21 protein-coding genes are annotated in these 26302 nt (G+C 50.2%); 8 read left to right on the top strand and 13 right to left on the bottom strand.

The window, feature by feature from the left end; translation table 11 throughout:
• Positions 1-27: 27 nt before the first annotated feature.
• The 9 genes from GCU45_RS33265 to GCU45_RS33225 form a co-directional block, all read right to left on the bottom strand.
• On the bottom strand, positions 28-858 hold the full coding sequence (locus tag GCU45_RS33265; protein WP_105442956.1) for a carbohydrate ABC transporter permease: 831 nt from the start codon (positions 856-858) through the stop codon (positions 28-30).
• 5 nt (positions 859-863) lie between these two features.
• A complete protein-coding gene (locus tag GCU45_RS33260; protein ID WP_167527315.1) occupies positions 864-1754 on the bottom strand; it encodes a carbohydrate ABC transporter permease in 891 nt (296 codons plus the stop codon).
• Positions 1755-1793: 39 nt separating this feature from the next.
• On the bottom strand, positions 1794-3173 hold the full coding sequence (locus GCU45_RS33255; protein ID WP_152404489.1) for an ABC transporter substrate-binding protein: 1380 nt from the start codon (positions 3171-3173) through the stop codon (positions 1794-1796).
• Positions 3174-3285: 112 nt separating this feature from the next.
• Positions 3286-5094, bottom strand: a complete 1809-nt coding sequence (locus tag GCU45_RS33250) for a cache domain-containing sensor histidine kinase (protein WP_152404487.1) — start codon at positions 5092-5094, stop codon at positions 3286-3288.
• A 14-nt stretch (positions 5095-5108) separates the two neighbouring features.
• Positions 5109-6632: a response regulator transcription factor gene (locus GCU45_RS33245; RefSeq protein ID WP_167527314.1), complete on the bottom strand. Its 1524-nt coding sequence runs from the start codon at positions 6630-6632 to the stop codon at positions 5109-5111.
• 159 nt (positions 6633-6791) lie between these two features.
• Positions 6792-7337, bottom strand: a complete 546-nt coding sequence (locus tag GCU45_RS33240; protein WP_116230480.1) for a helix-turn-helix domain-containing protein — start codon at positions 7335-7337, stop codon at positions 6792-6794.
• Between the two features lie 252 nt (positions 7338-7589).
• Positions 7590-8516 carry a VanZ family protein gene (locus GCU45_RS33235; protein WP_152404483.1) on the bottom strand — a complete coding sequence of 309 codons (927 nt, stop codon included), beginning with the start codon at positions 8514-8516 and terminating at the stop codon, positions 7590-7592.
• A 240-nt stretch (positions 8517-8756) separates the two neighbouring features.
• Positions 8757-9614: an SDR family oxidoreductase gene (locus tag GCU45_RS33230; protein WP_152404481.1), complete on the bottom strand. Its 858-nt coding sequence runs from the start codon at positions 9612-9614 to the stop codon at positions 8757-8759.
• Between the two features lie 171 nt (positions 9615-9785).
• Positions 9786-11918, bottom strand: coding sequence for a GMC family oxidoreductase (locus tag GCU45_RS33225; protein ID WP_152404479.1), 2133 nt, complete (start codon positions 11916-11918; stop codon positions 9786-9788).
• Positions 11919-12248: 330 nt separating this feature from the next.
• Here GCU45_RS33225 and GCU45_RS33220 point away from each other — a divergent pair, with 330 nt between their 5' ends.
• The gene (locus GCU45_RS33220) at positions 12249-12860 is read left to right on the top strand and encodes a nitroreductase family protein (RefSeq protein WP_152404477.1); all 612 of its coding nucleotides are present in this window, start codon (positions 12249-12251) and stop codon (positions 12858-12860) included.
• A gap of 155 nt (positions 12861-13015) precedes the next feature.
• Here the strand turns inward: GCU45_RS33220 and GCU45_RS33215 are convergent, their stop codons facing one another.
• From GCU45_RS33215 to GCU45_RS33200, 4 genes are all read right to left on the bottom strand, one after another.
• Positions 13016-13402 (bottom strand): RidA family protein, encoded by a 387-nt coding sequence (locus GCU45_RS33215; protein WP_152404475.1) that lies wholly within the window; start codon positions 13400-13402, stop codon positions 13016-13018.
• Between the two features lie 109 nt (positions 13403-13511).
• Complete coding sequence (gene nhaC / locus GCU45_RS33210) at positions 13512-15038, bottom strand: Na+/H+ antiporter NhaC (protein WP_152404473.1); 1527 nt, start codon at positions 15036-15038, stop codon at positions 13512-13514.
• Between the two features lie 34 nt (positions 15039-15072).
• A complete protein-coding gene (locus GCU45_RS33205; RefSeq protein ID WP_152404471.1) occupies positions 15073-16248 on the bottom strand; it encodes a MalY/PatB family protein in 1176 nt (391 codons plus the stop codon).
• A 41-nt stretch (positions 16249-16289) separates the two neighbouring features.
• Positions 16290-16961, bottom strand: coding sequence for a helix-turn-helix transcriptional regulator (locus tag GCU45_RS33200; RefSeq protein WP_152404469.1), 672 nt, complete (start codon positions 16959-16961; stop codon positions 16290-16292).
• 466 nt (positions 16962-17427) lie between these two features.
• Between GCU45_RS33200 and GCU45_RS33195 the strand changes: the two genes are divergently transcribed.
• The 7 genes from GCU45_RS33195 to GCU45_RS33165 all read left to right on the top strand — a co-directional run bounded on the left by GCU45_RS33195 (position 17428) and on the right by GCU45_RS33165 (position 26268).
• On the top strand, positions 17428-18846 hold the full coding sequence (locus tag GCU45_RS33195; RefSeq protein WP_152404467.1) for a MocR-like pyridoxine biosynthesis transcription factor PdxR: 1419 nt from the start codon (positions 17428-17430) through the stop codon (positions 18844-18846).
• Positions 18847-18994: 148 nt separating this feature from the next.
• Positions 18995-19873, top strand: coding sequence for an alpha/beta fold hydrolase (locus GCU45_RS33190; RefSeq protein ID WP_152404465.1), 879 nt, complete (start codon positions 18995-18997; stop codon positions 19871-19873).
• Positions 19874-20133: 260 nt separating this feature from the next.
• On the top strand, positions 20134-21090 hold the full coding sequence (locus GCU45_RS33185; RefSeq protein WP_152404463.1) for an ABC transporter permease: 957 nt from the start codon (positions 20134-20136) through the stop codon (positions 21088-21090).
• 13 nt (positions 21091-21103) lie between these two features.
• On the top strand, positions 21104-22033 hold the full coding sequence (locus GCU45_RS33180; RefSeq protein WP_152404461.1) for a carbohydrate ABC transporter permease: 930 nt from the start codon (positions 21104-21106) through the stop codon (positions 22031-22033).
• Between the two features lie 82 nt (positions 22034-22115).
• A complete protein-coding gene (locus GCU45_RS33175) occupies positions 22116-23612 on the top strand; it encodes an ABC transporter substrate-binding protein (RefSeq protein WP_152404459.1) in 1497 nt (498 codons plus the stop codon).
• Positions 23613-23771: 159 nt separating this feature from the next.
• Positions 23772-25532 carry a sensor histidine kinase gene (locus GCU45_RS33170; protein WP_152404457.1) on the top strand — a complete coding sequence of 587 codons (1761 nt, stop codon included), beginning with the start codon at positions 23772-23774 and terminating at the stop codon, positions 25530-25532.
• Positions 25507-26268 carry a response regulator transcription factor gene (locus GCU45_RS33165; protein WP_152404456.1) on the top strand — a complete coding sequence of 254 codons (762 nt, stop codon included), beginning with the start codon at positions 25507-25509 and terminating at the stop codon, positions 26266-26268. The genes GCU45_RS33170 and GCU45_RS33165 overlap by 26 nt, the downstream gene beginning before the upstream one ends.
• Positions 26269-26302 lie beyond the last annotated feature (34 nt).

Genomic DNA, 26302 nt, shown 5'->3' with positions numbered 1-26302 from the left:
GCTGCACAAATCTGCAAATTCACTTCCTCATCCCTTCATGCCAGTCAGCGTAATCCCCTCGATAAAATACCGCTGGCCGATGAAAAACACGATAATGACCGGCAGGATGACCACGGTGGAGGCTGCCATAAGCAGATGCCACTGCGCGCTGTGAAGCGACTGGAACATTTGGAGCCCAAGCGCCAGCGTAAACTTGCTTTCTTCGTTCAAGTACACGAGCGGTCCCATGAAATCGTTCCACGAGTTCATGAACGAGAATAAGCCGATGACAATCAAAGGCGGTTTGGATAAAGGAATGATGATCCGCCAGAAAATTGTCCAGGGGCCAGCCCCATCCACATAAGCTGCTTCATCGAGATCTCTCGGGATACCGGCATAAAACTGCCGCAGCAAAAAGATGTCGAATGCGGAACCAAACCAAACAGGCAATATCAATGGCACGTAAGTGTTAATCAGGTCGGCAAGCCTCCAGCCGATAAAAGTAGGGATCAGCGTGACCGCGCCGGGAAGCATCATGCTGGCAAGCAGCAATCCAAAGAAAAACTTCTTCCCCGGCCAGTCAAGCCTTGCGTAGCTGTATGCCCCGAGCGAGCTGCTGATGAGCGCTCCGATCAGGCAGCTGGCGGTGATCGTCAAGGTGTTCCGAAAAAAGCGGAGAAAATCGATGGTCGTCAGCGCCTCCGTATAGTTTTGAAACCGGAACGGCGAGGGAATCCATTTGGGCGGCATCTCGAATATCTGCATGGACGACATCATGGAGCTGCGTACTAACCAGAACAATGGCAGCAAACAGAATACACTCCCCAGGATGAGAATGGCGTATACGATGATCTGCGAGACCCGGCGGCTTTTCCTCATGGGCGCTACACCTCACTTTCGTAAAATACCCAGGACTTGGATGTCCGGAAAAAGATCGCCGTGACGATCAGGATGATGATAAAGAGGATCCAGGCGATGGCTGAGGCCTGCCCCATTTCGCCAAACTGAAAAGCTTGACGGTAGATGTAGTAATTGTAGAACAAGCTGGCGTTATTCGGTCCTCCCTGCGTCATAATCAAGGCTTCCGTGAACACTTGGAAAGCCCCGATCGACCCCATGATCAGGTTGAAGAAAATGATCGGCGTCATCATCGGAATGGTGATATGGCGGAATTTCCGGACCGCACCAGCACCATCTACGATGGCGGCTTCATACAGGGATCTGGGTACACCCTGGAGTCCTGCCAGGAAAATAATGATCGTGCTTCCCATCCCCCACAGGCTCATGATCACAATGGAAGGAACCACCGTATTTTCAGAGTACAACCAATTTAAGGTGGGCAGATTCAGCGCTTCGAGGAAGCTGTTGAACAGTCCGAGGTCCGGGCTGAACAGCCAGATCCAGATCATCGAGGACGCAACGGCCGGCACGATCGCCGGCAGATAGAAGATCGTGCGGAAGACCGATTTGCCGCGGATAAATTCCATGTTCAGCAGGAAAGCGGCGATAAATGAGACGATCAGTCCGAGCGGAACGCGGAGAATGACGTATTTAAAGGTCACCCACAGCGAATTGTAAAAATAGGGATCCGTTCCGTCGAAAAGCCGCTTATAATTCGTAAACCCGATGAATTTGGGCGTATTCACGATCCGGTAATCCGTAAAGCTGAGCAGCATGCTGGTGAGCATGGGCAGAACGACAAACAGCATAATCCCAAAGATACTGGGCAGGGCGAAGAGAATGCCCGCCACGGCGATACGGCGTTTGTGCAGCATGGGAATCCCTCCTTTCTGGATCGGTTTGTTCGGACGGGGTTATTTGCCGTAATAGCCTTCAATCAGCGGCTGTACTTTAGGTTCGATCTCTTTCAGGGCTTCCTCCGCCGACTTCTTGCCGGTCCATACCAAGTCAAGGGCAGGGGTCACCAGCGCATTGATTTTATCCAGGTTCTTCACTTCAAAGCCCGGGGTGCGGATGCCGTTTTCAATCGTCTGTTTCATGTAAGCATCTGTGTATCCTTCCGGGTGAGCCTTGTTCCCCGACGCCCATTTATTGATGAGGTCCGGATTCGTATACCACTCTTTCTTGAGCGGCATCCACAAGCCGCCTTCGATCAGCGGCAGCACCGATTCCGGATCCGCCATGTATTTATACAGCATCCATGCCTCTTTCGGATGCTTGGTTGATTTGAAAATGACCGTCGGCGCGCCGTCCAGCAGCGTATTGCTTTTCAATAATTTAGGCAGGACCCCGACGCCAAGATTGAAATCCTGTTCTGCAAAAGCCTGGAGCGCCCAGTTGCCGGATACCGTCATGGCGACCTTCTTGGTCTGGAGCGCCATGTCAGGCAGGCTCTTGGTCTGCAGCGGCGTCGGCGATACGTGATGCACATACATTAAGTCCGCCAGCTTTTGAATCGCGTCGATCGCCTCCGGCTTCGCCAGCCCGAATCCTTTTCCGTCTTCCGTCAGGAAATTACCGCCGTTCGAAACCACGGCTGCCATCATGTTGTACGGGTCGTATTGGAGGCCAAACTGCTTGATCTTATTCGGATTAAAATTAGGGTCGAGCGCATTTCGTCCCTGATCGTCCAGGGTCAGCTTCTTTGCGTACTCAATGAATGTGTCCCAGTCCCATGCCTTATCTGCCTGCGTGGGAGGAAGCTCGACACCCGCCTCAAGGAGCATATCCTTGTTGTACATGAGTCCGTATCCTTCTACAGCCGTACTCATGCCGATCGTGTTGCCCGGTTCGATTTCATACCATACTTGATCCAGGTAATCTTCCTTCTTAAATTCCTTGTCCTCCTCGATCAGCGGAGCCAGGTTCAGCAGTTTCCCGTCTTTCCCCCAGCTTAGTGCCGCTCCGGATGATAAATATCCGAGGTCTGGTGCGACATTGCCTGCGACCATCGTCGTCAGCTTGGTCAAATAGTCCGCCGGAATGTGCATAGGCTCCACCTGAATGCCGGTTTTTTGCTCAAAGCTTTCGAGCGCTTCCGTGACCGTCTTCTTTTCGATCGTGTCTCCCCAAAAGGCAAACTTTAGGGTGACCTTTTCTTCCCTGTTGCCCCCATCCTTGGTGCCACCCTCACTTTGGGCTGATCCTCCGCTGCCCGAACAACCCGAAAGGGAAACGGTTACAGCGAGTATAGCGGGTAAAGCGATCCCAGCGAGAAATTTGGAAATTCTCATTCTTTTACCCTCCAATCACATGGAATTGATGTTTGTAAATTCATTGTAAAAAAGAGGAGGTTCAAAAAAAATTCGAACATTTTTGGAATGGTGGACAATTTTTATGTGTTGTTCATCTCGGCAGTTTGATGATGACGGTTGTCCCCTTGCGTTTTTCTGAGGTTACGGTCACGCCGTAGGAATCACCGTAGATGAGTTTGATTCGCTGATCAACGTTGCGGATGCCGATGGAGCGGCTTTCTTCCCGTGTCAAACCAGCCAATTTGTGATGAGGGATGCCGATTCCGTTATCCTCCACCATGAAAATCCGCTCATCCCCAATAAGCCGCCCCCGGATCACAATCTGTCCACCGCTGTGCAGGCGGGCGAAGCCGTGAACGATAGCGTTCTCAACAAAGGGCTGCAGGAACAGCTTTGGGACCTTGAAGGAATACAGCTCAGGCGAGATGTCATAGGTCACCGTGAATTTGCCTTCAAACCGCTGCTCGGTAATCGAAAAATAATGCTTCAACCAATTCAGGTCCTCTTCCAGATCGCCGATGTCCTGATTGCTTGCAGAAGTATACTGCAGCATGGAAGACAGGCTGACGATCATGGCGCTCAATTCGTTTTGCTCGTTTTCGAGCGCCGTCCAGTTCATGATGTTGAGCGTGTTATACAGAAAATGCGGATTCAGCTGAATGTTCAGGGACATAATCTGAGTTTCTTTTTCTCTCAGCTTCACTTTATAGTTTTCTTCGATCAGGTTGTTGATTTTAACATTCATTTGATTGTACTTGTGGATGAGCAGCCCCATCTCGTTATAGGATTTGACCGGGATACGGGTATCGAATTCCCCTTCTCCCGTTTTTTTGATCGCTCGAAGCAGCTGTTGAATGGGCTTGGTGATGGAGTTGGCCAGAAAAAATGCCAAGAGAAGCGAGACCAGCAGAAGGATCAGCGTCAAATAGAACGTGTACGACTTCACCTCTGGCAAAAAGGCGCTGCCGAGCGCCTCCGGCGAGATCGTGACACCGGAAATCCAGCCGGTCACATCGGAAGTGTCGAAGCATACAATGAGCGGCTTACCGTTTCTTGTGATCGTGAGAGTGCCGCTTTTCATCTCCGCCATTCTTTTCAATGAGGTTTCATCCATCGTGGAATCCTTTTCCTGCGAATCGGCTACCCTCTTACCGTCCCGGCTCATGATAAAAAAAGAAGCCCCGGTGGCTGGGAGCACGCTGGCGAAGCGGGAACGGTAATAATCGGGCTGATAGGTGATGACCAGCACGGGAAGTTCGGCTGCACCCTGCAGCTCGATCACCTCCCCGTTATTGATCCGAAACAATTTCAGCAGTCGGACGCCGGCCAGAAGCTCAACGTTCTCGGAGGGCACGGGAGACCCGGCATCCCGATGAAACATGTCACCAAACGAAAACGTCGGGACCCAGGCCATTCCCCCATCCGCTTGTACGGCAGCCTGATATAGGGCTGTTTGGTTAAACCCTTCATAAGGGATAAAGGCGGTAGCACCGGTAGGCCCGATGTCTGAATAGCTGGTGATTAAGTGGATGGAGTACATGTGCTTCAAGTCTGGAAAATATGTATTCAGCGCCCGGCTTACCTTTTTCTCCATCGTGATCATTTGGTATTCGTCTTTCGGATTCGCAGTGAGGTATTGTTCGTACAGAACCTGCTCCGCGATCAAAGCGAGGCTGCTGTCTTCGACCCTGGCGAGCTCGGCGTCCATAATTTCGTTGTTCTGCTTCACAATGGAGTACAGGTTCTGTCTGGCAAAGTCGGAAATAAACCCGCTGCTCGATACAAAATACCTATAGCTAAGTATCGTTAGGGGAATCGTGACAATGAGGGCATAGGACAACATCAGTTTCGTTCGATAGCTCAGATCCTGAAATCGCGGCATCCATCGGCGGTTTCTCAATGAACATCCCTTCCTTATATGCGGGTAGCGGATAAATGGCGGTATTCATCCGGGCTAGTGCCGTACTCCTTCCGAAACAGCCGGATAAAATATTTCACGTCCCTGTAGCCCACGTTCTCGGCCACTTGGTAAACTTTCTGGGAGGTTTGCAGCAGCTGGCTGGCCGCCGCCTTCATTCTAATGTGGGTGATGTATTGGTGGATGGTCATACGGGTGTGGTTTTTAAACAGAATACAAAAATATGAAGGGTTAAAATGAAACTTCACGGCCAGCGTGCTCAGGGACAAATCCTCCTCACCATAGTTGGCTTCAATATAGGCTTTGCAGCTGTCCACAACGGTCTCACTTTTACACTGTCTACGTTGGTCTATATGATCCGCCATCTCTAGAACCCACTGGAACGCTGTCGCCCGTAATTCGTCCATTCGGCTGCAGCGCATCAGTGCTCCTTCAAAAGCGGCATTGGGGATATGAGAAAGTCCCTTTTCGCTCAAAATTGAAGTGACATGGTGAATCGAGGCGGCGACGGAATACTTCAACCTGGAAGGATCGGGATATCCCTGGGCCAATGTACGATCCAGTTCGGTCTTCAGACACGCATGAATGTCATCCTTTTTGCCGGATAGAATCCCCTTGGCCAGTTTGCCTGCATCCAAATGGATGATCGCGGACGGGTCTTTAGGGCTCTGTTGGTCAGACTTATACAATTTTCCCGGCCCGTCGTAAAATAAGCTTTGAAGTGCAAAGCGCGCCTGCTGATTAGAAGAATGTACTCCTTGCCCCCACTCTGTAAAGTACATGCCTAATCCTACTGTTAGTTCCTGGTTATGCTCCTTCTGAAAATGATCCATCAGTTCCTGCAGTTGCGCTTCAAGCGCATAGGTAACGTCAAAAGATACATCGGCGCTAAGGATCACCCCCGTCAACCATTGATCCGTAACATAAAAGGCATGGGCAAGACCGGCTTCCTCCATGATGTGGGCAAGCATGCGTTTAAGCAGGGGCAGCAACTGCTTCCGGTCCGCACCGCTTGTGTGGATCACGGCACCCAGCGAGATTCCGCGTCTCCAGCCTGAAAAGGACCTCTGCAGCAAAGTGATGTCTGTTTCGGCAGGACTTCCCTCGAGCAGTTCGGACAAAGCCGATTCGATGATCGCCTCACGCAGGGCTCCCGCCTTATGTTCGGCTTTCTGAAGGAGAGGCGTAACCTTCTGGGCTTCCACCGGCTTAAGCAGGTAATCGCTTGCCCCGAGCTGCAGCGCGCGCTGTGCATAAGCGAAATCCGAGTATGCGCTCAAAATCACCACGCTTTCGCTCCCCCCGCGGCGGGTCAAATGTTCCACGAATTCGAGGCCGTCCATGATCGGCATCTGGATATCGGTAAATACCAAATCGATCGGATGGATCTCCATCCTTTCCAGCGCTTCCACACCATCCCTGGCATTAAAGATGTGATACTCCGGCCTCAGATTTTTCAGCATCCGCGACAACCCTTGTCTGTGCTTTGGTTCGTCGTCAACGACTAAGACGTTCAGCATATTCAATCCCCCCCTGCGTATGAATGGTACAAAAAATGCCCATCCGGGTTTCAAGTAAATTGAAGGTGATGGCGCTGCCAACCGTTTACAAGAATCCTGTATGAGCATGTTACAACAAGGACAGACATCAACTTACCGGGCATTGTCGGTTAGACGGACTCAAGCTTTGGAATCCGAACAGAAAACCGACAAGTACTTTACTTCATCCGTGATGGGCGTATATTTATGATTTTCGTAGGAGTCGAAATACAGGCTGTCGCCGGCATGCAGTGTATAAGCTTCCTGGCCGACATAATAAATCATGGTCCCTTCGAGCACATAAATAAATTCCTGCCCGACATGGGAGACCGTTCGCTTCTCCGTCTTCCCTTTCTTCGCTACAAAATAAAAGGGCTGCATCAGCTTCTCGGGCCGCTCGGCCGCGATGGCCGAAAACGAATATCCTTTCTCCGACGTGACCATCTTATCCAGGGTCCCCGTCATTGTGGTATACACCGTCCCGTTTTGGTCGCTGTCATCAAGCAAAATGGATATTTTGGTTCCAAGCGCCTCGGCGATTTTGATCAGCGTGCCGATGGGCGGCACCGTTTTTCCGTTTTCGATTTTGGACAGCAGGCTTTTGGTAAAGCCGCAGGCATGGGCGATTTCGTCCAGGGTCCGATTTTGGTCCTTGCGAATTTTTCGGATCTTACTCCCCAATTCCATCACATTGATCTCCTAAATAGAATGAAATTCAACTTAGTTTAATAAAATGAAACAACATTTAATGACGATTGTCAATAAAATTTTCCCATGCATTCAGGCATTTTTGCTGTGTGCGGAAGGACGGAAAACTACCATTTACAGCAAAAAACAGGGATATCCTAATATAGGACACTCCCTGTTCTATATAATTAATCAGATTAATGATTTATATTATTAAATATAAATAACTTCTATTTTGCGCATCAGCAAGCACTAATTCCAGAAATACTTCATTTCCCTGTAACCGAGATCCCACAATCTCGCATTTCCCTTAATGGTGATCGTAAGTTTATTCGCTTTCTCAATTGGAATTTCGTACGTTTCAGCAGCTCCCTCTTGATAGGTTGGTGCTTCTGTCAGCAGGAGCTGCTGCCCATCGACCGTAATCGCAAGCGTTCCTCCCAGCTTACCTGTTGCTCCATACTTGAAGTAGAGGATGATATCTTTTCCACTTAGTTCAGAGGTGTAAACTGCTGCTGTTTGCTCTTTAAAACAGAACACATTGTACTGAGGCAGCACCTGTTCGCCGCCCAACTCAAAACGATATGGTGCTGTGTGTTGAACTGTATTTCCACTGGCGTCCTTCACTTCGTTGATTGCAACGAAAGGTCCTTCTTTTTTTGTCAGCGCCGTTTCGATAACTTCGCAGCAGCCCCATACGGCAGCGAAAATGAACAATGCAGAAAATCCGGAAATCACAAGCTGCTTCTTCATCGTTTTTGCGTTTGATCCTAATTTGTAAGCTGCGTATCCGATGGAAGCACCTATTGAATTCTGAATCGCGTCGTTGATGTCGCCGCTGCCCAGATAAGTAAGCATCTGTACTGTTTCGACCACCATGATGGACAAAAAGAACAATGTAATAAATCGAACGTAGCGCATGGGAAACAACATCGGAATCAAAAAGCCGAAAGGAATAAATGCAGCGAAGTTGCCAAAACCAAACAGAGCCATTAAGGAAAATCGAAACAAATCAGGCAAATCCGGTACATGATAAAAATCAATGGGCGTAAAAATAAATTCGTACTCTGTAATCTGGTGCGATGCCCCGATTCTGCCAAAAGCAAAAAACATAAAATACAAAATGAGGACTGTATAAAGGATGGTGATGATCAGGATAACCTTGCGATTCTTTGCCATAAATTCTGCTCCCTATTGCGAATGAGTGGATATCTTATGCAAGTTTATCCCAAGATTCATACTTCTCCTAGGGTTCTTTCTTACAACAAACTTACACGGTTGTCATGTAAGGGGAACGATCGGACGCAACAAAAAAAGAGCATCAGGTGAACCCTCACCTTATGCCCTTCTTAAATGTTACCTAGGAACAGCAGTCCGCAGGAGACATGAACACTTCAAGCGGCTATCTACCCGTTTTGCCTAGGCTTGCAAAGCTTTTATTATAAGTTCTTTAAGCGTCGTCTGATGTCCGATCAATTGATGTAAATCGCCGGTCGTTTTCTCCATAGTTCCTTCTGCAACAGTGTTATAGATAAAGGCCGTCATTTGAGCTAAAGATTCCGATATGCCTGCTTGAACAAGCATGGCCTTCTCTTCGTCGAAAGAAACCTTTTGATGGATGATGTGCTTACCTGAAACTTCGGAGAGAACTTCCGCCAACTCATCGAAACTCCATGGACGATTGGAAACCAGCGTGTATTCCTTGTTTTCGTGTCCTTCCCCGGTCAGTACCGTCGCGGCAGCAAGTGCCAGATCGCTGCGGCTGACCGCATTCACTCTCCCTGTGCCCGTGTTGGTGACGATCGCCCCGCGTTCTACATTTTCTTGAAGGTGGGCATTGATGAAAAACTCCGCATATCCGCCATTTCGCAATAAGGTATATGGGATACGGGTCGTGCGGATGGCATATTCGGTGGCCATATGAACGAGTGCAAACGGATTCTCCTCGGCAAAAGCGAAGCTGGTATAGGCAATATGCCTAATTCCCGCATCTCTGGCAGCTTTGATTACGTTGGCATGCTGAACGATCCGCAGCGGATCATCGGTATCCGGACTGGATACAAATAGCAGTTTGGTCCCGCCTTCAAAAGCTGCGCGAAGCGTTCCCGGATCGTTGTAATCGCCTTGGCGGACTTCCAGACCTGCCTCCGTTAGCGAAGCGGCTTTATCCAGTTTTCGAATGACTGCAATGATCTGGTTTCCCGGAATCTTTTTCAGTAAATGGTCTATAACGAGCCCGCCTAAGTTTCCCGTGGCTCCTGTGATAACCAGCTTCATCCGATGTGCTTCCTTTCAGAAAGGTATTGTGCGTGAGGAATCATTTCGATTCCATATACAATCATCCTACCACAATCAAATGGTAATAAAAGGTTATAATCGAATTTTCCTCACGCCAATTGATGGAGGGTTATCTCACTAACATTCTGGTATTTACTGCTGATGACCGTTTTAGCCATGCTTCACGATGTTGTCCGAAGTCCGGAATGCCAAAGCTAGAATCGTCAGTACCGGATTCACTCCGCCGTTGGTTACATGCACGGATCCGTCGCTCACCCACAGGTTGTCGTAACCGTGTACGCGTCCCGTCGGATCGGTGACCGAAGTGGCGGGATCATCCCCCATCCGAAGCGTGCCTGCCTGATGCTGTCCGCCGCTAAGCCCGGTTCCCGGAGTCGTTCGCCAAACCTGGTGCGCACCAGCAGCCCAAAGCCACTTCTCGGCCTGTTCGCCCAGCATCGCTGCCGCCCGCAGCGACTCCGGATGGACCCGGCCCGAGAGCTGGGCGACTGGCATCCCGAAACGGTCCTTGACTGATCGTGAGAGACGAACTCTCGATTCCGCTGTCGGGATCTCTTGAATCGGTCCTTGGATCTGGCTGGTGCGCAAATAGCTGTCACGCATCGCTTCTTTGCCTGCCAGCCCCCATCTCGGGGCGTCTGGAGCAAGTGCCCTGTACCAATGGATAAGGGGAAGCCGGGTGAATTCGTTGGCAAGCAGTCCGCCCCCGATCACGCCGCCGCCATTGTCATGGGCAAAGCGAAGTGTAGCGATGCTGACACCAGGGCCAAGGCCGTCCTGGATCGGATCGTCCATGAGACCGTACGCGCCCGTATAGACATGACCCTGCAGATTCCGGCCGACTTGGCCTGACCGGTTGCCGATGCCATCCGGCTCTGCATCGGTAGCCGAGTTCAGCAGCAAACGCGCGCTTTCGATCGCGCCGGCGGCTACGATGACTTGACCGGCTGCCACCAGTTGACGCCGGATCTTCCCGCCTGCTTCTTGCACCAGCCTTACCCCCGTGGCCCGCTTCCCGCCTTCTGTCTCAATCCGCTCCACCATCGTATCGCAGATGATATCGCAGTTACCGGTGGCGGCCGCTCGGACGAGCATCGTGTTATGTCCCCCGTTTTTGCTGTTGGTTGGACAAGCGAAGCCAACGCATTGGCCGCACTGTCCGCATGCCGGCCTGCCGTCCCGTTCGACCGAGTTGATCAGCAGCGGGACCGATCCGGCGTCCCATCCCAAACGGGCTGCCGCTTCCGCCAGCCGCCGCGCTTCCGTCGTCAAGGGCATGGCTGGCATCGGGTAAGGCCGGCTCCGCTTGGCATGCCCGGTGTGGGCATTCCCGTCACCGGATACGCCCACCTCCCATTCGGCCCTCACATAATAAGGTTCCAGATCCTCGTACGAGATTGGCCAGTCGCTAAGGGAACTCCCGTCCGGGATGCCGTAGTGGCTTGCCATGCGAAAATCCTCCGGATGGAACCGCCACGCCTGAGCGCCGTACACCCGCGTACCGCCGCCGACCGTCATGGCGTTGTTGTGGTAATCTCCTTCATGCGGAGCAGTGATTCTCTCTTCCCCAGCCACATCAAGAAACGTACGCGGACTGCCCTCCAGATCAGGTCCGGTGTTGTGGCCGAATTTGCTCAGCCGGTGGTTGCGCAAATGGTCCCGGCCTACCTGGTCATACCGAAGCCAACGGCCGCGTTCGATGACGAGAACCCGCATGCCCGACTCAGCCAGCACCGCCGCCGCTACCGATCCGCCCGCCCCGGCTCCGATGACGACGGCATCGTAGCGGTCTTGAAGCTGATCGAGTGTTCGTAAAGGCAAATCGGCTTCGACTGGTGGTCCCTGTTCGCCGGATACCGGACCCGGCCGAAAACCGATCATTTCCCATGATTTACCACCGCGATTCCCGCCAGATTCAGGATTTCCATAGTAGCCTTCGACGACAAGCTCCAACAATGCGTTGAAGAACATTGCGGACGAAATAGGCCAATCGCGGACGCGGTCATGCTGGACATCCTGCAACAATCCATCCTGTTGTTCCTCGGACAATTCTGAAAATGCGTGCCCATACCGAGCCGAAGCTTCCGACTCGAGTGCGCGGAGTCCGGGCTCGATCAGCTTGTTCCAAGTTGAAGGATCCTCATTTGCCCTACGTTCCATATAGACGAGTGCGCCTCCGCCGGCCGCAGACGGCCATTCATTTTCCGGGATGAATCGATTAGAAACCGCTTCCAATATAGAATGCCACTCGAATGATAGGGATGTTTGATCGTTCTGATTCATTTGCTGCCACCTTTCTTCTCCTTCGAATTGTCGCTTTTTGGTTTTTCGATACATTCGTAGACTAAAACTGTGCTTCATGCAAAATTGCCGGTTCACCGTAACCGTTCTCACTCTAAGAGATGCATCTAATATTCTCTTTATTCGCCTCTAAACCCTGCTTGCGGCCATGGTCATTCTGCAAATAAACCTAATCATCCATTAAAGATTTTGATTTGACTATATCCAAGTTAAGTCATATATTTAATTATATTTAATTAGTAAGTACGTAAGTTTAAGTAAGCAGCAATGACAACACTGCAGATATTTATTTGAAAAGGAGACAAATCGTATATGAGCAGCGTTCAATCCATCGTTAATGAAATTTTACCGGAGGTGCAAGGACAGCGCAAATCCGAATACCCGGTAAGCCCACTTTTTCTAAATCGCTGGTCTACACGGGCTTTTTCCACCCGTAAAGTCAGTGATCAGGACCTTTATACCATCCTTGAAGCCGCACATTGGGCTCCATCCTCTTATAATGATCAGCCTTGGCGCTTTATCGTCGCTAAAACCGAAGAGCAGCTCAGCAAATTTCATTCATTTTTAAACGAATTCAATTTAACATGGGCGTCCAGTGCGCCAGTTCTCATTGTGGTCGCTTCCGACAAGCTTAGAGAAAACGGCGACCCGAACGGTGCGCACGCCTTCGATGCCGGCGCAGCCTGGGCTTCCTTGGCGATTCAAGCGACGATCCTCGGTCTGCACACGCATGCCATCGGCGGTTTTGACCGCAATAAAGCCCGTGAAATATTAAACGTACCGGATCACCTTGAGCTTCACGCCGTGATTGCCCTCGGCTATCTGGGCGATAAATCCGTACTTCCGGAAGCGATCCAGCAGCGCGAAGTGCCAAATGACCGCCGCCCGCTGAACGAGCTTGTTTTTGAAGGGGAATTTGAGTAAAGCAAGCGGCTCAATCCCATCTATTTAGCTAACACGAATTACACATATTATAAAGCTGGCCGATCTTGGCCAGCTTTTGTTGTGCTGCATCGAATCCCGTGAAAAGAGAACAACCCCTTGGAGAACCAAGAGGCTGTTATATCTACATTTTCAATTTAAGCCTTGACGGCAATCACTTCGATCTCCACCAGACCACCCTTTGGCAGCTTGGCTACCTGAACCGCACTGCGTGCCGGATAAGGTTCTGTGAAGAACGTGGCGTACACCTCATTGACTTTCTGAAAATCGTTCATATCCTGCAAAAATACCATCGTTTTAATCACATCGTTCATGGTAAAGCCCGCTGATTCGAGAATCGCTTTTACATTGAGGAGCGATCGCTGTGTCTGTTCCTCTACGGATGCTGGGAACACGCCTGTTGTGTCCATCCCGAGCTGTCCGGATGTAATCAGCATATTACCGATTTGAACTGCCTGGGAGTATGGTCCGATAGCTCCCGGAGCTTCGGTCGTTGCAATAGTTCGTCTCTCTTGTGATGTCATGGTTTCTCTCTCCTTGTCGTGCTTGAAGCACATTTATGTTTATGGGAATTGAAAAAACTTGGCGTGTATCAACCGTATTTTTGCAAGTACCTGAAAAAATGACGTTCTGTTAATTGGTTTGGGCTGCCTTTGCCGCGGCCATCGTTTCCGAATTCATTTCTTCTGCATTCGGACCGTCATATTCTTGCAGCATTTCTTGTTGCTGTTCCGGCGTCAGTTTGGCGATCCCAAATCCAGTGAAGCCCCAGATCATGGCGAAAATGATCCCTGTCCAGCACAGCATGGCCCATGGCAGATAAGAGAGCGTTGCGACGCCCAGCGTACCGGCCATGTATGCGCCTGCTGCCGTCCATGGCAAGATGGGTTCCGTAATCGCAGCGGAGTCTTCGACCGTCCGCCCGAGATTTTTCGGATGCAGCCCACGGCGGATGTATGCTTCGCGCAGCATTTCGCCCGGCATCAGGATGGACACTTGGCCATTACTTGTAACGCCGATCATCGTCAAACCGGTCACGATCGTTGCGACGATCATAGACCCCGTCGAGCGTACATGCTTAAGGATCCGGTTCACGATCAGCTCAAGCGATTTGGTGAGCGATATGGTGCCGGCAAACGTAATTGCGCTGAAACAGATTAACAATGTTCCCATCATGGAGTTCATTCCGCCGCGGTTCAGAAGCTTCGGTACATCCGGGATGACCGCAGCCGAGTCGAATCCTTGAACGTGAACCATCGCGATATCGAATCCGTTCAATACAGAGCTTACGACATCATGCAATGTGAAGCCTTGGAAAATCAGGGCATTTGCCATCGCAAAGGCTGAAGACAGCAGCATGACCGGCAGCGTAGGCTTTTTCCGGATCGAGCCGTACAACACGATGAGTATCGGGACGATGAGCAGTAAATTCCAATGGTAAATCGTGCCCAGCGTATCCATAATGGTCCCTACTTTTTCAGGGATACCTGCACCTGCCGTATGTGTGTTCAAACCTGTGATGACATAGACGATTCCGGCTACGATAAACGAAGGCAGCGTCGTGTACAGCAAATGACCGATATGCTCATACAAGTTTACGCCTGTGGACAGGGCCGCGATATTCGTTGTATCCGATAGCGGCGACAGCTTGTCGCCGAAGTAGGCACCGGCAACCACCGCACCGGCAACGGCTGCCAGATTCACATCCAGTCCGGCGCCAACGCCCATAAATGCTACCCCAATCGTTCCTGCAGAGCCCCAGGACGTACCGGTACAGACCGATACGACCGACGTCACCAAAAAGGCGGTGATGAGCAAAAACTGCGGGTTGATAATTTTGAGCCCGTAATAAATCATCATCGGAATCGTGCCGCCCACCATCCATGCCCCGATCATCAACCCTACGGCAATCAGGATTAGAATGGCCGGCATCGTTTTGGCAATTTTTTGGGCAATGGAATTCAAAATATCGTTGTAACTGTGCCCCAGCCTAACTGCAATGATCCCCGCGACAACCGTTGAAGCAATAATGAGCGGTTCAGGCGGCAGCTCGAACATGACGTATCCCAAGCACAGCAGTACCACCATCGTTATGATTGGAAGTAAGGCTAAAAACAGCGTCGGTTCTTTGATTTGTTTTCCCTTCGTTTGCTCTGTCATCGTTGTATTCCCCCTGGGATAAATGAATTGTGAACTACTTCTCGTGCAAAGGATAATGATCTGCCATGCGCTGCAGCGCATCCCGAAGAAGAGACCTAGGAGCGGCAACGTTCAGGCGGATATAGCCTTCGCCAGTCGCCCCAAATGAGGTTCCGTAGCTGACACTAACCCTGCTCTTGTTTTGAATCCAATCCACTAAATCGCTTTCAACCTTGCCGCAGGCGGTGCAGTCCACCCACAATAAATAGGTACCCTCAGGCTGAATGACTTTAAGTTCGGGCATATGCGTCTGTATAAAATCGATCGTATAGGCGATGTTGTCCGTTATATATGCGCGAAGCTCGTCCAGCCATTCATCGCAAGCCGTATAGGCCACTTCCAGGGCAGGCACAGCAAAAAAGGTCGGATTATGAATCCCTGCCTGCTGCAGCCCATCTTTAAAGCGTTTCCGCAGCTGCTCGTTAGGAATAATGATGTTGGCGATTTCCAGACTCGCGAGATTGAACGTTTTTCCCGGAGATGTGCAAATGATCGAACGGTCTGCCACCTGCTCCGTCAGCTTGGCGATCACGGTATGCTCGTGCCCCTGATGGATGAAATCCGCATGGATGTCGTCGGATACGATCAGCGCATCGTACTGGATGCACAGCTCACTGATCCGTTCCAGCTCATGGATTGTCCAGACCCTTCCGGTGGGATTATGCGGGGAGACTAGCATGACCATCTTCACGCCATCCTTCATTTGCTCTTCCATGTCTGCAAAATCGATCTCATACCGTCCGTTCACAAGCAGCAGCGGACTTTCAACCAGCTCTCTGCCATTGATCGCAACCGCTTTCGCGACGGGTTGATAAGCAGGTGTATGGATGAGGATGCGGTCACCCTTCTCCGTCAGGTTCTGAATCAGGACAGAGACGGCTTGTACGATTCGAGGGCAGAATACGATCCATTCCTGCGGTACCTGCCAATCATAGGCTTTGGACAGCCAGCCTTGCACCGCTTCGAAATATGGCGGGAACGGATCGGTGTAACCGTAAATACCGTGTCTGGCCATTTCCGTAATCCGGTCCACCACGGCCAGCGGCGCCGGCAAATCCATGTCCGCGACGGACAATGCGATCATGTCATTCCCCTGGGATTGGGCCATTCCGTCCCATTTGGCGCTGTTCGTACCGAATCTGCTGATGATGTGGTCAAAATTATTTTTCATTGATGTCACCTTCCCTTGATCCTGCGTATGCCAGTTCCTGATTACTTAAGCTTTTGCAAATAACGGTAGACAGTAGGCTCGGATATCGCTAATGCTGCGGCTACTTGGGAAACGCCGCCTTTCAGCAAGAATACCCCCTGCTCGTTTAACTCACGTACGAGCTCGATTTTCTCTTGTGAGGATAACCGGTCGACCGGAATGTTTATTTTGCTGATTACGGATGCGATCATATGAGTAAGCAGATCATCCGCGTTACCCTGCAAATATTCCTTGGACTGTTTGTCTTCCTGCGGAGCCTCAATCGAAGCTGGAGGAAGCGGCGAACCGCCTTGTAAAATATGCTGAATCCATTCTGCGGCAGCCTCCATGTGGGTGATGTCAATGTTCAGACACATCAGCCCGACGAGCTCGTTGTCGTCATTTTTGATAAAAAAGGTGGACGATCTGAAGCTTTGCCCCATCTTTCCCGAAGCCTTATAGTTGGCGATAAACTGTTCTTCCCGGTATGCTTCCGCTTTCAGCAGTTTCAAGACCAAATCCGTGGAAGCGTCTCCTACCTTACGCCCGCTGATGTGACCGTTCTCAATAAAAATAATCGATCGTTCCGGATCGCTGACGTCATGGACTACGACTTCGCATTTGGGCCCAATAATAGACGCAATAAATGAGGCAATTGGAAAAAACTTCTCAAGGAACTGCCGGTTATTATTCATGTACGGATGGTCTCCTTCCCTGTAAACCTTATGTGTTGTTATAAAATTTATCAATATAATAATTTATTATCGTGATAAGAGTATATTACATTTTTAAAACGGTTTCAATCACTTTTTTGCAAAACTGAGCGGAACATGTCGGAATTTGTTGTTTTTTTGATAAGGACAAGGATTACCATTTCTTTAATAGCGCAAAAAAACCCCAGGCAAGCGGTTTCAGCATGATAAATTTTTATCAAATTTAATTAGGTTTACATAATATATATTACGTTAATCAATCAGGCAATTACTCTTCTTTCAAAGCCACAAGCTCGGCAATCTGCCCAACTCGGCATCCATTGCATGTTTAAACATCCCTTCATCCCCTTTGTGCGTGTTCTTCAGCTTCCGTATAATGGTGATAATTGGTCATCATAGGTGCCGAAAAATTGTAAATAAGAAGAACCAATGTAAAGGAGACATTGCTATGTTCGGATTTAGAGCTGCTCCAGGGGAAGGTGCGGTCACCAAGCAGCTATGCAGTTACCTGCGTCAGGAAATTGAAAGTGGTGCACTCGCACCCGGACTCCAGCTGCCGCCGACGCGCCGGGCCGCCATGGACCTTGGGATAGCGCGCAACATCGTGATCGAAGTGTATGAGCAATTGACCGCCGAAGGGTATTTGACGTCCAGAGCCGGCTCCGGAACGTTTGTCGCTGAGGGCATCGAAACCCGCAAAGGTATGAAAATCGACCCTATGCCTTCTTCAGCACCAACCGCTCGATCTGAGTCCGTTCCTAAGAAACCGAAGCTCATCGACTTTGACGGAGGTCTCCCTGATTTGTCTCATTTTCCCCGCAGGCTCTGGAGCAAATACGTACGGGAGATGACCGATTCGGCGGTGGAAGACATATTTTCGTATGGCAATATTCAAGGGCTGCCCGCACTGCGAGAGGTCATTGCTGGTTATTTGTACCGGGTAAAAGGCATGGCGTGCAGCAAGGACCAAATTGTCATTACGTCGGGGACCTCCGAAGGAATTCTGCTGCTGGCGTCTACCCTTTCGGACCGTTTTCATACGGTTTACACGGAAGAGCCGACGATCGGGTTTGTCGGTGATATTTTCCAAAGATTAAACCATACCATCCATCCGGTCGAGGTTGATCAACAAGGGATGCAGATCCACCGGATTGAGCATAACTTCCCTGCTGGTCTGATCGTGCTGACGCCTTCCCACCAATACCCGACTGGGAGCATTCTCTCGATTCAACGGAGGCAGATGGCTATTGCGCTGGCTGAAAGGGCTGGTCACTATATCATTGAGGATGACTATGACAGCGAGTTCCGGCATAAAGGCGGGCCGGTCCCTCCGCTGCAGCTTCTTGCCCCAAGCAAGGTCATCTATGCAGGCACGTTTAGCAAAACGCTGTCGCCCGCCCTGCGGATCGGATTCCTCGTTATTCCCCCGGAACTGATCGAGCCGGTCATTCGCACCAAAACGGAGCTAAACCTGACAACTTCCGGTATCATGCAATCGGCACTTGCGCGTTTTATATTGGACGGGCATTTTGACAGGCATATTCACAAAATGAGAGCGATATACAAACGAAAACGCGTATATATCGCGGAACAATGCCGCCACTTATTCGGCGACCGCGTTGAACTGCTGGGTGACGAAGCTGGAATGCATGTTCAGCTCCATTTTAAGCAGGATGCTTACGGGCCGATGGACTGGCACAACATGGAAGGGCTCGGCGTCCGCCTCTCATCTTTTGAAGACTATGCCGTGTTAAAAGGCCGCTCCCCCGGCAAGGTGGTACTCGGATACGGGAATCTGACAGAGAGGGAAATCGCTGAAGGGCTGCGTAGAATCCAGCAATTTACAGAATCTTGGAGAAGAATCTGAGATGCCCGAGTTTAAAGTTAAACCTTCAAGTGCTACAACAATATATTTTTGCAAATCATTTAAGTATATCAAAGAAGTAAACCCGCGAAACCGAAAGATTGCATGAATGTTATATGATGACTGTATAAACCATTGAGGAGTGAAATAAATGGAAAAAGTCATCAAGCTCAAGGATTCATCCGAAATCAAAGTTGGTTTGGCGGGACGATCCGGAGGCAAAACAATTATGCTGCCTGTCGCCAAGGAATCCGTATACGGCAAAGAAGCTGAAAGCCTGAAGCTGTGGGGAGTCGACCCCGAATCCGGACAGCATTTCGTTGAGGGACTGGCTGATAAGTTCCAAGTCTTGTACTTTGACTATGAAGGCCATCGCATGAAGCACCCCAATCCCGACCATCTGACACCAGACAAGATTGTAGAAGATCTGCTGTTCATCGCTGATGAAATGAATGTCCGCCATTTTAGCTATTATGGTTACTCCTGGCTGGCACTGGTCGGTCTGCAGCTGGCTATCCGTACGGAGCGGCTGGATAGCTTGATCATGGGTGGATTTCCGCCATTGGACGGGCCCTATAAAGAAATGATGGTGGTGACCCGCAGCACTTATGAACAAGCTGTACGCAATCAAAATACCCCTATAATGAAAGATTGGCAGGATTCGAGCAGTCCGGAAAAGGTGGATTGGGACCAGGTTCAGGTCAAGATCGACACGAATCAGACCAAACAGTTTATGACGCTGTACCAGCATTTGATGGATTTTGACGATCGAGCGATCAGTCTGGACCCGGCCGTTCCGAAGCTGGCTTTTGCCGGAGAGAAAGATACCATCGTGTATGGGGAAAACTTCGGCGGCGTCACTGTGGACATTGCCGGGATATTGCAAAGAACCAAACAAGCTTTGGAAGAAATGGGCTGGGACGTTCGTATCTTAACGGGAGACGGGATGGACCATACCAAAGCCATGCACCCGGAGACCGTGCTTCCGGTCATCAAGCCCTGGCTCGTGTCTAATTTGTTGGACGGTTAGAAGATGTTCGGCTAACGCTTTTCAAGATGATCCCATCGATTATCATTCAAATAAGCTTCTTAATTCACCATTTAAAAAAGGCATTCGGTCATAGAAACCGGGTGCCTTTATGCGTTTATTTCGACAAAATTTCATGTTCACCTAACGTTTTTTGACTATAGTATCAAGTTTGTTATCTGGAAGCATGGAATCTTCCTTTTATACAATGAATTTACGAAGCGCAAGCTGCAATAGAGAAACCACCGGAAGGAGTGACTAACATGAGTTCAAAAGCCGAGCAAAGCCACAAACGTAAGCGCTTACGTCCACGTTGGCACAAGCAGGATACGGAACTGACCCTGCTCGCCTTGCCGACGACCATATGGTATATCCTCTTCTGCTTTCTGCCTATGTTCGGGATCATTATCGCCTTTAAAAATTTTAGAATTAGCGGCGGATTCCTGAGCAATGTGTTCAACAGCCCGTGGATCGGCTTCAAAAACTTCGAGTTCCTGTTCAAATCGAACGATGCTTGGATCATTATCCGTAACACGATTGGATACAACCTGATCTTTATCGTTCTAGGCATCGTCCTCCCTGTTCTATTTGCCATTATGGTAGGACTGCTGCACAGCCGGAAGGCCAGCAAAATCTATCAAACGATGATGTTCCTTCCCTATTTTTTATCTTGGGTGGTCGTATCCGCCGTAGGGTGGGCTTTCTTAAGCTTCGATAAGGGGATCGTCAACCAACTGCTCGTCAGTATGGGCAGCGACCCGGTGAACTGGTACATGGAACCGAAATACTGGCCGTTCTTCCTGATTCTCTTAAACGTCTGGAAAGGCCTTGGCTACGGAATGATTATCTACTTGGCCACCATCACGAGCATTGACAGCACCTATTACGAAGCCGCGGTTATCGATGGCGCTTCGATATGGCAGCAGACGAGATTCATTACGCTGCCGATGCTGAAACTGGTCATCGTCATGATGTTCATCTTGGCGGTCGGGCGCATTTTCTACACTGATTTCGGCTTGTTCTACCAGGTCACGCGGGACTCCAATTCCTTGTTCAACGTGTCTACAACCATCGATGTCATGGTATATAAGCAGCTGAAAACCGCTACTGTCGGGATGGCCTCCGCTGCTGCATTCGTGCAGTCCGTCCTGGGCTGTGCCACCATTCTGATCGCTAACTGGATTGTCCGCAAAATCGATCCGGAAAGCGCAATGATGTAAGGAGGTAGGGTCGATGTCAACAAGAACGGCTTACGATACGGGCCTGGAGAAATTTAATCGTACCCACAGAGTCGTCGACGTCATTTTCCATCTGATATTTATCGTCTTGGCGCTGATCTGTGTCATTCCTGTCGTTGTGGTTCTGTCCATCTCATTTTCCAGTGAAGACTCGATCCGTGAGACGGGATATCATTTACTGCCGACCGTACTATCGGGTGATGCATACGCCTATATCGCCAAACAGGGGACGACGATTTTGAGGGCGCTCGGTGTGTCGGTTCTTGTCACTGTGATTGGGACCGTGCTCGGCGTCCTGCTGACCGCATCCATGGGTTACGTCATTTCCCGCCCCAACTACAAGCTGAAGGGGTTTCTGACCTGGATCGTATTCATTCCGATGGTGTTCAACGGCGGTTTGGTGTCCAGCTACTTTATCAATACGAATTTATTGGGTCTGAAAGACAGCATCTGGGCCCTGATTCTGCCGCTGGCCGTCTCATCGTTTAACGTGATCATCTGCAAAACGTTTTTCAAAAGCACGATTCCCGACGGACTCATCGAATCGGCGGAAATCGACGGCGCGAGCCAGCTGCGGATCTTCTTCTCTATCGTCCTCCCGATCTCGCTGTCTGTGATCGCGACGATTGGATTGTTTCTCTGCTTCGCCTACTGGAACGACTGGTTTCAATCGATGCTGTATATCGACAACCAGAACCTGTACTCGCTGCAGGCCCTGCTCAACAGCCTGATGAGCAATGTCGATGCCCTAGCAAAGAATGCCGCAAGCATGGGCGTCAGCTACGCCGTACTTGTTGCGACGATGCCGAAGGAATCCGCGCGGATGGCTGTGGCGATCCTCATCGTTTTGCCTGTAGCCTGCGCCTACCCGTTCTTCCAGAAGTATTTTATCTCCGGGCTTACGGTCGGTGCTGTTAAAGGATAATGACGAAATAAGCCAAGACATCTTGGTTTATGATAAATCACTGCTAATCACGGTGATTCAACATCTATAAGGGGGATTTGGAATGAAAAGATCTTTCAGGTTCATCTCGACGCTCTGTTTGCTGACCCTGCTGGCCACAGCTCTGGCGGCCTGCGGCGGTTCGAAGCCTGCTTCTACAGCCGATGGATCGCAGACAACCACGGAGCCGTCGAAGGAAACTTCAACAACGACCAAGGATGTTCCGACGCTAGTCTGGTGGACGATCGGCGGCCAGGTGCCGAGCAACTTCAGCAAGGCGGTTGACGCCATGAATGCCTACACAGCCGAAAAGATCGGCGTGAAAGTGGACATCAAGGTCGCCAGCTGGGGCGAGTGGGACACGAAGATGAACACCATCGTCAATACCGGCGAGCCTTTCGACATCATGTTCACGAACAGCGGCAAGTACAGCAAGCAGGTTGCGATGGGCGCTTTTGCCGATATTACCGATCTGGTACAAAGCGAAACGCCTGACCTGTACAAACTGATTCCGCAAAACGTATGGGACGGCACCAAAATCGGCGGAAAATATTATTCCGTACCGACCTATAAAGATTCCGCGTTGACGCAGTATTGGGTATTCGATGACAAGTATGTGCAGAAGTACAATATCGATATCAACAACATCAAGACGCTGCAGGATCTGGATAAGCCGCTTCATGATATGAAGGCCGGGGAAGGTAAAAGCTTCTACCCGCTGCCGATGACCCAAGGTGAAGGCCTGAACGGATTCTTTAACGATTACGACGATTTAACGCTGGGCTTCCCTCCGATTGGCGTGAAAGCGGACGATGCATCGCGCAAGGTCGTTTCCGTTCTGGAGCAGCCTGACGTTATGGCTAACCTGAAGCTTCTGCATCAATGGTATCAAGACGGCATCATCAATCCGGATGCTCCGACCAAAACCGAAGCTGACAAAGGCAGACCGTTCTTTGCGGCACAAGCCTTCCCTGGCGCTGAAATCAGCTGGCAGATCAATGATAACGTCCAGAAATACGACATGGTTCAGCATTACGGACCGATCTACACCACAAGTACAATTCAAGGTTCTTTGAACGCGATTTCGGCTAATTCGAAATATCAGAAGGAAGCATTGAAGTACCTTGAACTGGTCAACACCGATCCGAAGCTGCGCAACATGCTGGCCTTTGGCGAGCTGGGCGTAGACTACAAGAACGTCGACGGCGAAAAGGTCATCGAGCGTACAACCGATACTTGGCCGCTGGCTGCTTACACTCAAGGCACGTTCTTTAATCTGGCGGTGACGAAAGGCGCTCCGGAAGATCAATGGGAACAAGTTAAAAAGTTGAACGAAGCGGCCTCCTCCTCTACGATCCTTGGCTTCGCGCTGGACATCAGCAATCTGCAGACCGAAGTAGCGAACTGCCAAGCCGTATGGGACAAATACAAGTATGAACTTATTACCGGCGCATCCGATCCGGAGAAAATGGTGCCGAAGATTACCGCTGAACTGAAGTCGGCCGGCATGGACTCGATTATGAAAGCGGCTCAAGAGCAAATCGATAACTACTTCAAGTAAAAGAAATGGAAGCGCATCCCTTAATGAGACTCTCTTAAGGGATGCTTTTTCCTTCCCATCGATGAAGTTTCGTACTAATCGTGGTACCTTTGCACTAGTCGTGGTACATTGGGATTAGCATTCATGCTTTCGACGAGTTGCTGTCAATCGAGGTGTCTTATGGGCTCTTTTTTGCAAATCAAAATTTACCGCCACAAGTTTATCGCCTATGTCATCTTCGTCGTGAGCATCGGACTCACGCTGGGCACGCTGACCTGTGCCATGCTGCTCAACCAATGGGTCGGCAATGCCCGGATCGAGGCGGCGAACGCATTCTCGCGCGTGGAGAATGAACTGCAGTATGACGCCGACCGTATCGAGGCCTACATGCAGCGGATTTACTCCAATCCGGGATTGCTCGACGATGCCAGAAGCTTTGCGAGCAGCAGTGCTGAAGGCTATTTGACGAGCAGGCTGGATCACAGCATCTACTCGCAGCCGCTGGTTTCCTTTCCCGAAGATCTTAAGACCTACTTATACAGCTGGGCGCAGGGCGAGATCACGCAGATCAGCCTGCACACCGGCGAATACGGCAATGTAGTACGCTTTAACGATAACGGTATCGCCAGTTATACGTTCGGACTTCCGAATAAAGATGAGGCTTTTCATGACACGATTACGAAAGGCTTCGTATACCGCAAGAAACTGTCGAATCCTACGCTGGGCTCTCAGGAATTCGGAGAGCTGCGCTTTTTGGTCAGCAGTGAGCAGGTTTTCAGATCGGTCCAAAATTTCCGAGTTGGCGAAGCTGCGGCCGTCAGTGCTGCCGGCGATATCTACCTGATCGGCGGACACGGCGAAGATTTGGAGCAAATGTCCCGCCTGGCTGCGGAAAATGGACGCACACACGGCATTATTTCAAGGGGAATCCTGAAGCCGATATTTTATGTCACCTTCGCCTCCACCAAGTTTAATTTCAAATTCGTCAGCATCATCGATTTGTCCACGCTGATTCGTCAGCATGCCGGGATGCTGATCACCCTCTTCCTGATCGTGCTGGCCGCGATGGTCAGCGTACTGCTGCTCATTGTCTACAATTTACGGGATGATGCCCTCTTCCTTCACCGCATCATCCAGTCGATCGGACGCGTCAAAACGGCCAATTTTACGACGAGCCGCCCGGCCCGGTACCGGAGAAACGAATACGGAATGATCGCCCGTGAGTTGGATGATATGATACAGCAGCTGGATAAGTACATCCGCAATGAATATTTGCTGAAAATAAAGCAGCAGGAAACCGAAATGAAAGCGCTTCAGAATCAGATTAATCCTCACTTCCTGTACAATACGCTGGAGGTGATCCGCTCTACTGCGCTGGTCAACCGGGACACAGATACCGCCGATGCCATTGCGACTTTAGGGACGCTCTACCGCGAAATCGTGAAGAAGGAAAATATCATTTCGATTGCCAGCGAGCTGGAACTGCTGCAGAAATACTTGGAGATTATGGAGTTTAAGTATCCGGGACGTTTTTATTATCAGGTCAATGTGGAACCAGCCCTCCTCTCGATCCCGACCGTGAAATTTTGGATGCAGCCGCTCGCGGAAAATTTCTTCATCCACGGCTTCGATGCCGGTCATGAGTTTAATTTGTACGTCGTTAATGGCTGGGAAGCCGATGACGGGTATGTGCTTGAATTTGTGGATAACGGGCAAGGAATCCCGGCGGAGCGTTTAAATACCGTTCGGCGCACGCTGTTTAACCAGGATGACGCTTCCTCCGGAAGTATCGGGCTCCGCAACGTATATACGCGGCTGCATTTCTTCTATGGGGACGGCTGTACGATTGAAATCGCAAATAACGAGGAAGCCGGGGTCAAGATTGCGGTACGGATATCAAAAGAGGTGATTGAACATGTACAAGTTGATGATTGTGGATGACGAGCCTCAAATTTTGGAAGGCATGAAACGGATACTGGACTGGAACCAATACGGGTTTGGCCGCATTGAAACGTGTGAAACGACTGAGGAAGCCATGACCAAAGTGGTTGACCTGCAGCCGGACGTGGCCATCTTTGATGTCTGCATTGGCAAGACGCTCGGGTATGAGACCATCAGCAGGCTTAACGAATTTAAGATCCCGACGAAATACATTATTATGAGCGGCTATAGTGAATTCAAATATGCTCAGGAAGCCATTCGCTGCGGCGTCAAAGACTATCTGCTCAAACCGGTGGAGCGCACCAAGCTGCAGCAAGTCATTGAGAAAATCATTGTCGAGGATCTTAACGGTACGATCGGCGATAAGAACAGCGAGGACCTGAACAGAGATTCCGTATTAGGGGTTCAATATGAGCACCTCTCCAAGCTGGTCAACCGCATTTTGCTGATGATCAAGATGGAATACGCCCAGAACATAACGTTAAAATCCGTAGCGGAGCGCTTCCAAATGAACAGTACTTACCTGGGACAGCTGTTTCTTAAAGAGACCGGTATGAAGTTTTCGGAGTACCTCATGGCATACCGAATGCTGCTCGCAGAGGACCGAATCCGTTCAACCGAAGAAAAAATATCTTATATCGCGTTTTCCGTCGGCTACAACAATCTCAATTATTTCTATACGCACTTTCATAGCTTTTTCGGAAAATCTCCTTCCGAGCTCCGCGGAAAAGCTTAAGCTGCGTACTTTTCAGAAAGGAGGTTGCTGGTGG

Origin of the sequence: Paenibacillus cellulositrophicus, from assembly GCF_009363095.1 — a bacterium.
In the GTDB taxonomy this organism is placed as follows: domain Bacteria; phylum Bacillota; class Bacilli; order Paenibacillales; family Paenibacillaceae; genus Paenibacillus_AQ; species Paenibacillus_AQ favisporus.
This window is presented reverse-complemented; position numbering and strand designations above follow the sequence as displayed.

Excerpts from the sequence above, each read along its gene's own strand:
- GCU45_RS33265 (WP_105442956.1), bottom strand. The coding sequence starts at position 858 with ATGAGGAAAAGCCGCCGGGTCTCGCAGATCATCGTATACGCCATTCTC.
- GCU45_RS33260 (WP_167527315.1), bottom strand. The coding sequence starts at position 1,754 with ATGCTGCACAAACGCCGTATCGCCGTGGCGGGCATTCTCTTCGCCCTG.
- GCU45_RS33255 (WP_152404489.1), bottom strand. The coding sequence starts at position 3,173 with ATGAGAATTTCCAAATTTCTCGCTGGGATCGCTTTACCCGCTATACTC.
- GCU45_RS33245 (WP_167527314.1), bottom strand. The coding sequence starts at position 6,632 with ATGCTGAACGTCTTAGTCGTTGACGACGAACCAAAGCACAGACAAGGG.
- GCU45_RS33240 (WP_116230480.1), bottom strand. The coding sequence starts at position 7,337 with ATGGAATTGGGGAGTAAGATCCGAAAAATTCGCAAGGACCAAAATCGG.
- GCU45_RS33235 (WP_152404483.1), bottom strand. The coding sequence starts at position 8,516 with ATGGCAAAGAATCGCAAGGTTATCCTGATCATCACCATCCTTTATACA.
- GCU45_RS33230 (WP_152404481.1), bottom strand. The coding sequence starts at position 9,614 with ATGAAGCTGGTTATCACAGGAGCCACGGGAAACTTAGGCGGGCTCGTT.
- GCU45_RS33225 (WP_152404479.1), bottom strand. The coding sequence starts at position 11,918 with ATGAATCAGAACGATCAAACATCCCTATCATTCGAGTGGCATTCTATA.
- GCU45_RS33220 (WP_152404477.1), top strand. The coding sequence starts at position 12,249 with ATGAGCAGCGTTCAATCCATCGTTAATGAAATTTTACCGGAGGTGCAA.
- GCU45_RS33215 (WP_152404475.1), bottom strand. The coding sequence starts at position 13,402 with ATGACATCACAAGAGAGACGAACTATTGCAACGACCGAAGCTCCGGGA.
- nhaC (WP_152404473.1), bottom strand. The coding sequence starts at position 15,038 with ATGACAGAGCAAACGAAGGGAAAACAAATCAAAGAACCGACGCTGTTT.
- GCU45_RS33205 (WP_152404471.1), bottom strand. The coding sequence starts at position 16,248 with ATGAAAAATAATTTTGACCACATCATCAGCAGATTCGGTACGAACAGC.
- GCU45_RS33200 (WP_152404469.1), bottom strand. The coding sequence starts at position 16,961 with ATGAATAATAACCGGCAGTTCCTTGAGAAGTTTTTTCCAATTGCCTCA.
- GCU45_RS33195 (WP_152404467.1), top strand. The coding sequence starts at position 17,428 with ATGTTCGGATTTAGAGCTGCTCCAGGGGAAGGTGCGGTCACCAAGCAG.
- GCU45_RS33190 (WP_152404465.1), top strand. The coding sequence starts at position 18,995 with ATGGAAAAAGTCATCAAGCTCAAGGATTCATCCGAAATCAAAGTTGGT.
- GCU45_RS33185 (WP_152404463.1), top strand. The coding sequence starts at position 20,134 with ATGAGTTCAAAAGCCGAGCAAAGCCACAAACGTAAGCGCTTACGTCCA.
- GCU45_RS33180 (WP_152404461.1), top strand. The coding sequence starts at position 21,104 with ATGTCAACAAGAACGGCTTACGATACGGGCCTGGAGAAATTTAATCGT.
- GCU45_RS33175 (WP_152404459.1), top strand. The coding sequence starts at position 22,116 with ATGAAAAGATCTTTCAGGTTCATCTCGACGCTCTGTTTGCTGACCCTG.
- GCU45_RS33170 (WP_152404457.1), top strand. The coding sequence starts at position 23,772 with ATGGGCTCTTTTTTGCAAATCAAAATTTACCGCCACAAGTTTATCGCC.
- GCU45_RS33165 (WP_152404456.1), top strand. The coding sequence starts at position 25,507 with ATGTACAAGTTGATGATTGTGGATGACGAGCCTCAAATTTTGGAAGGC.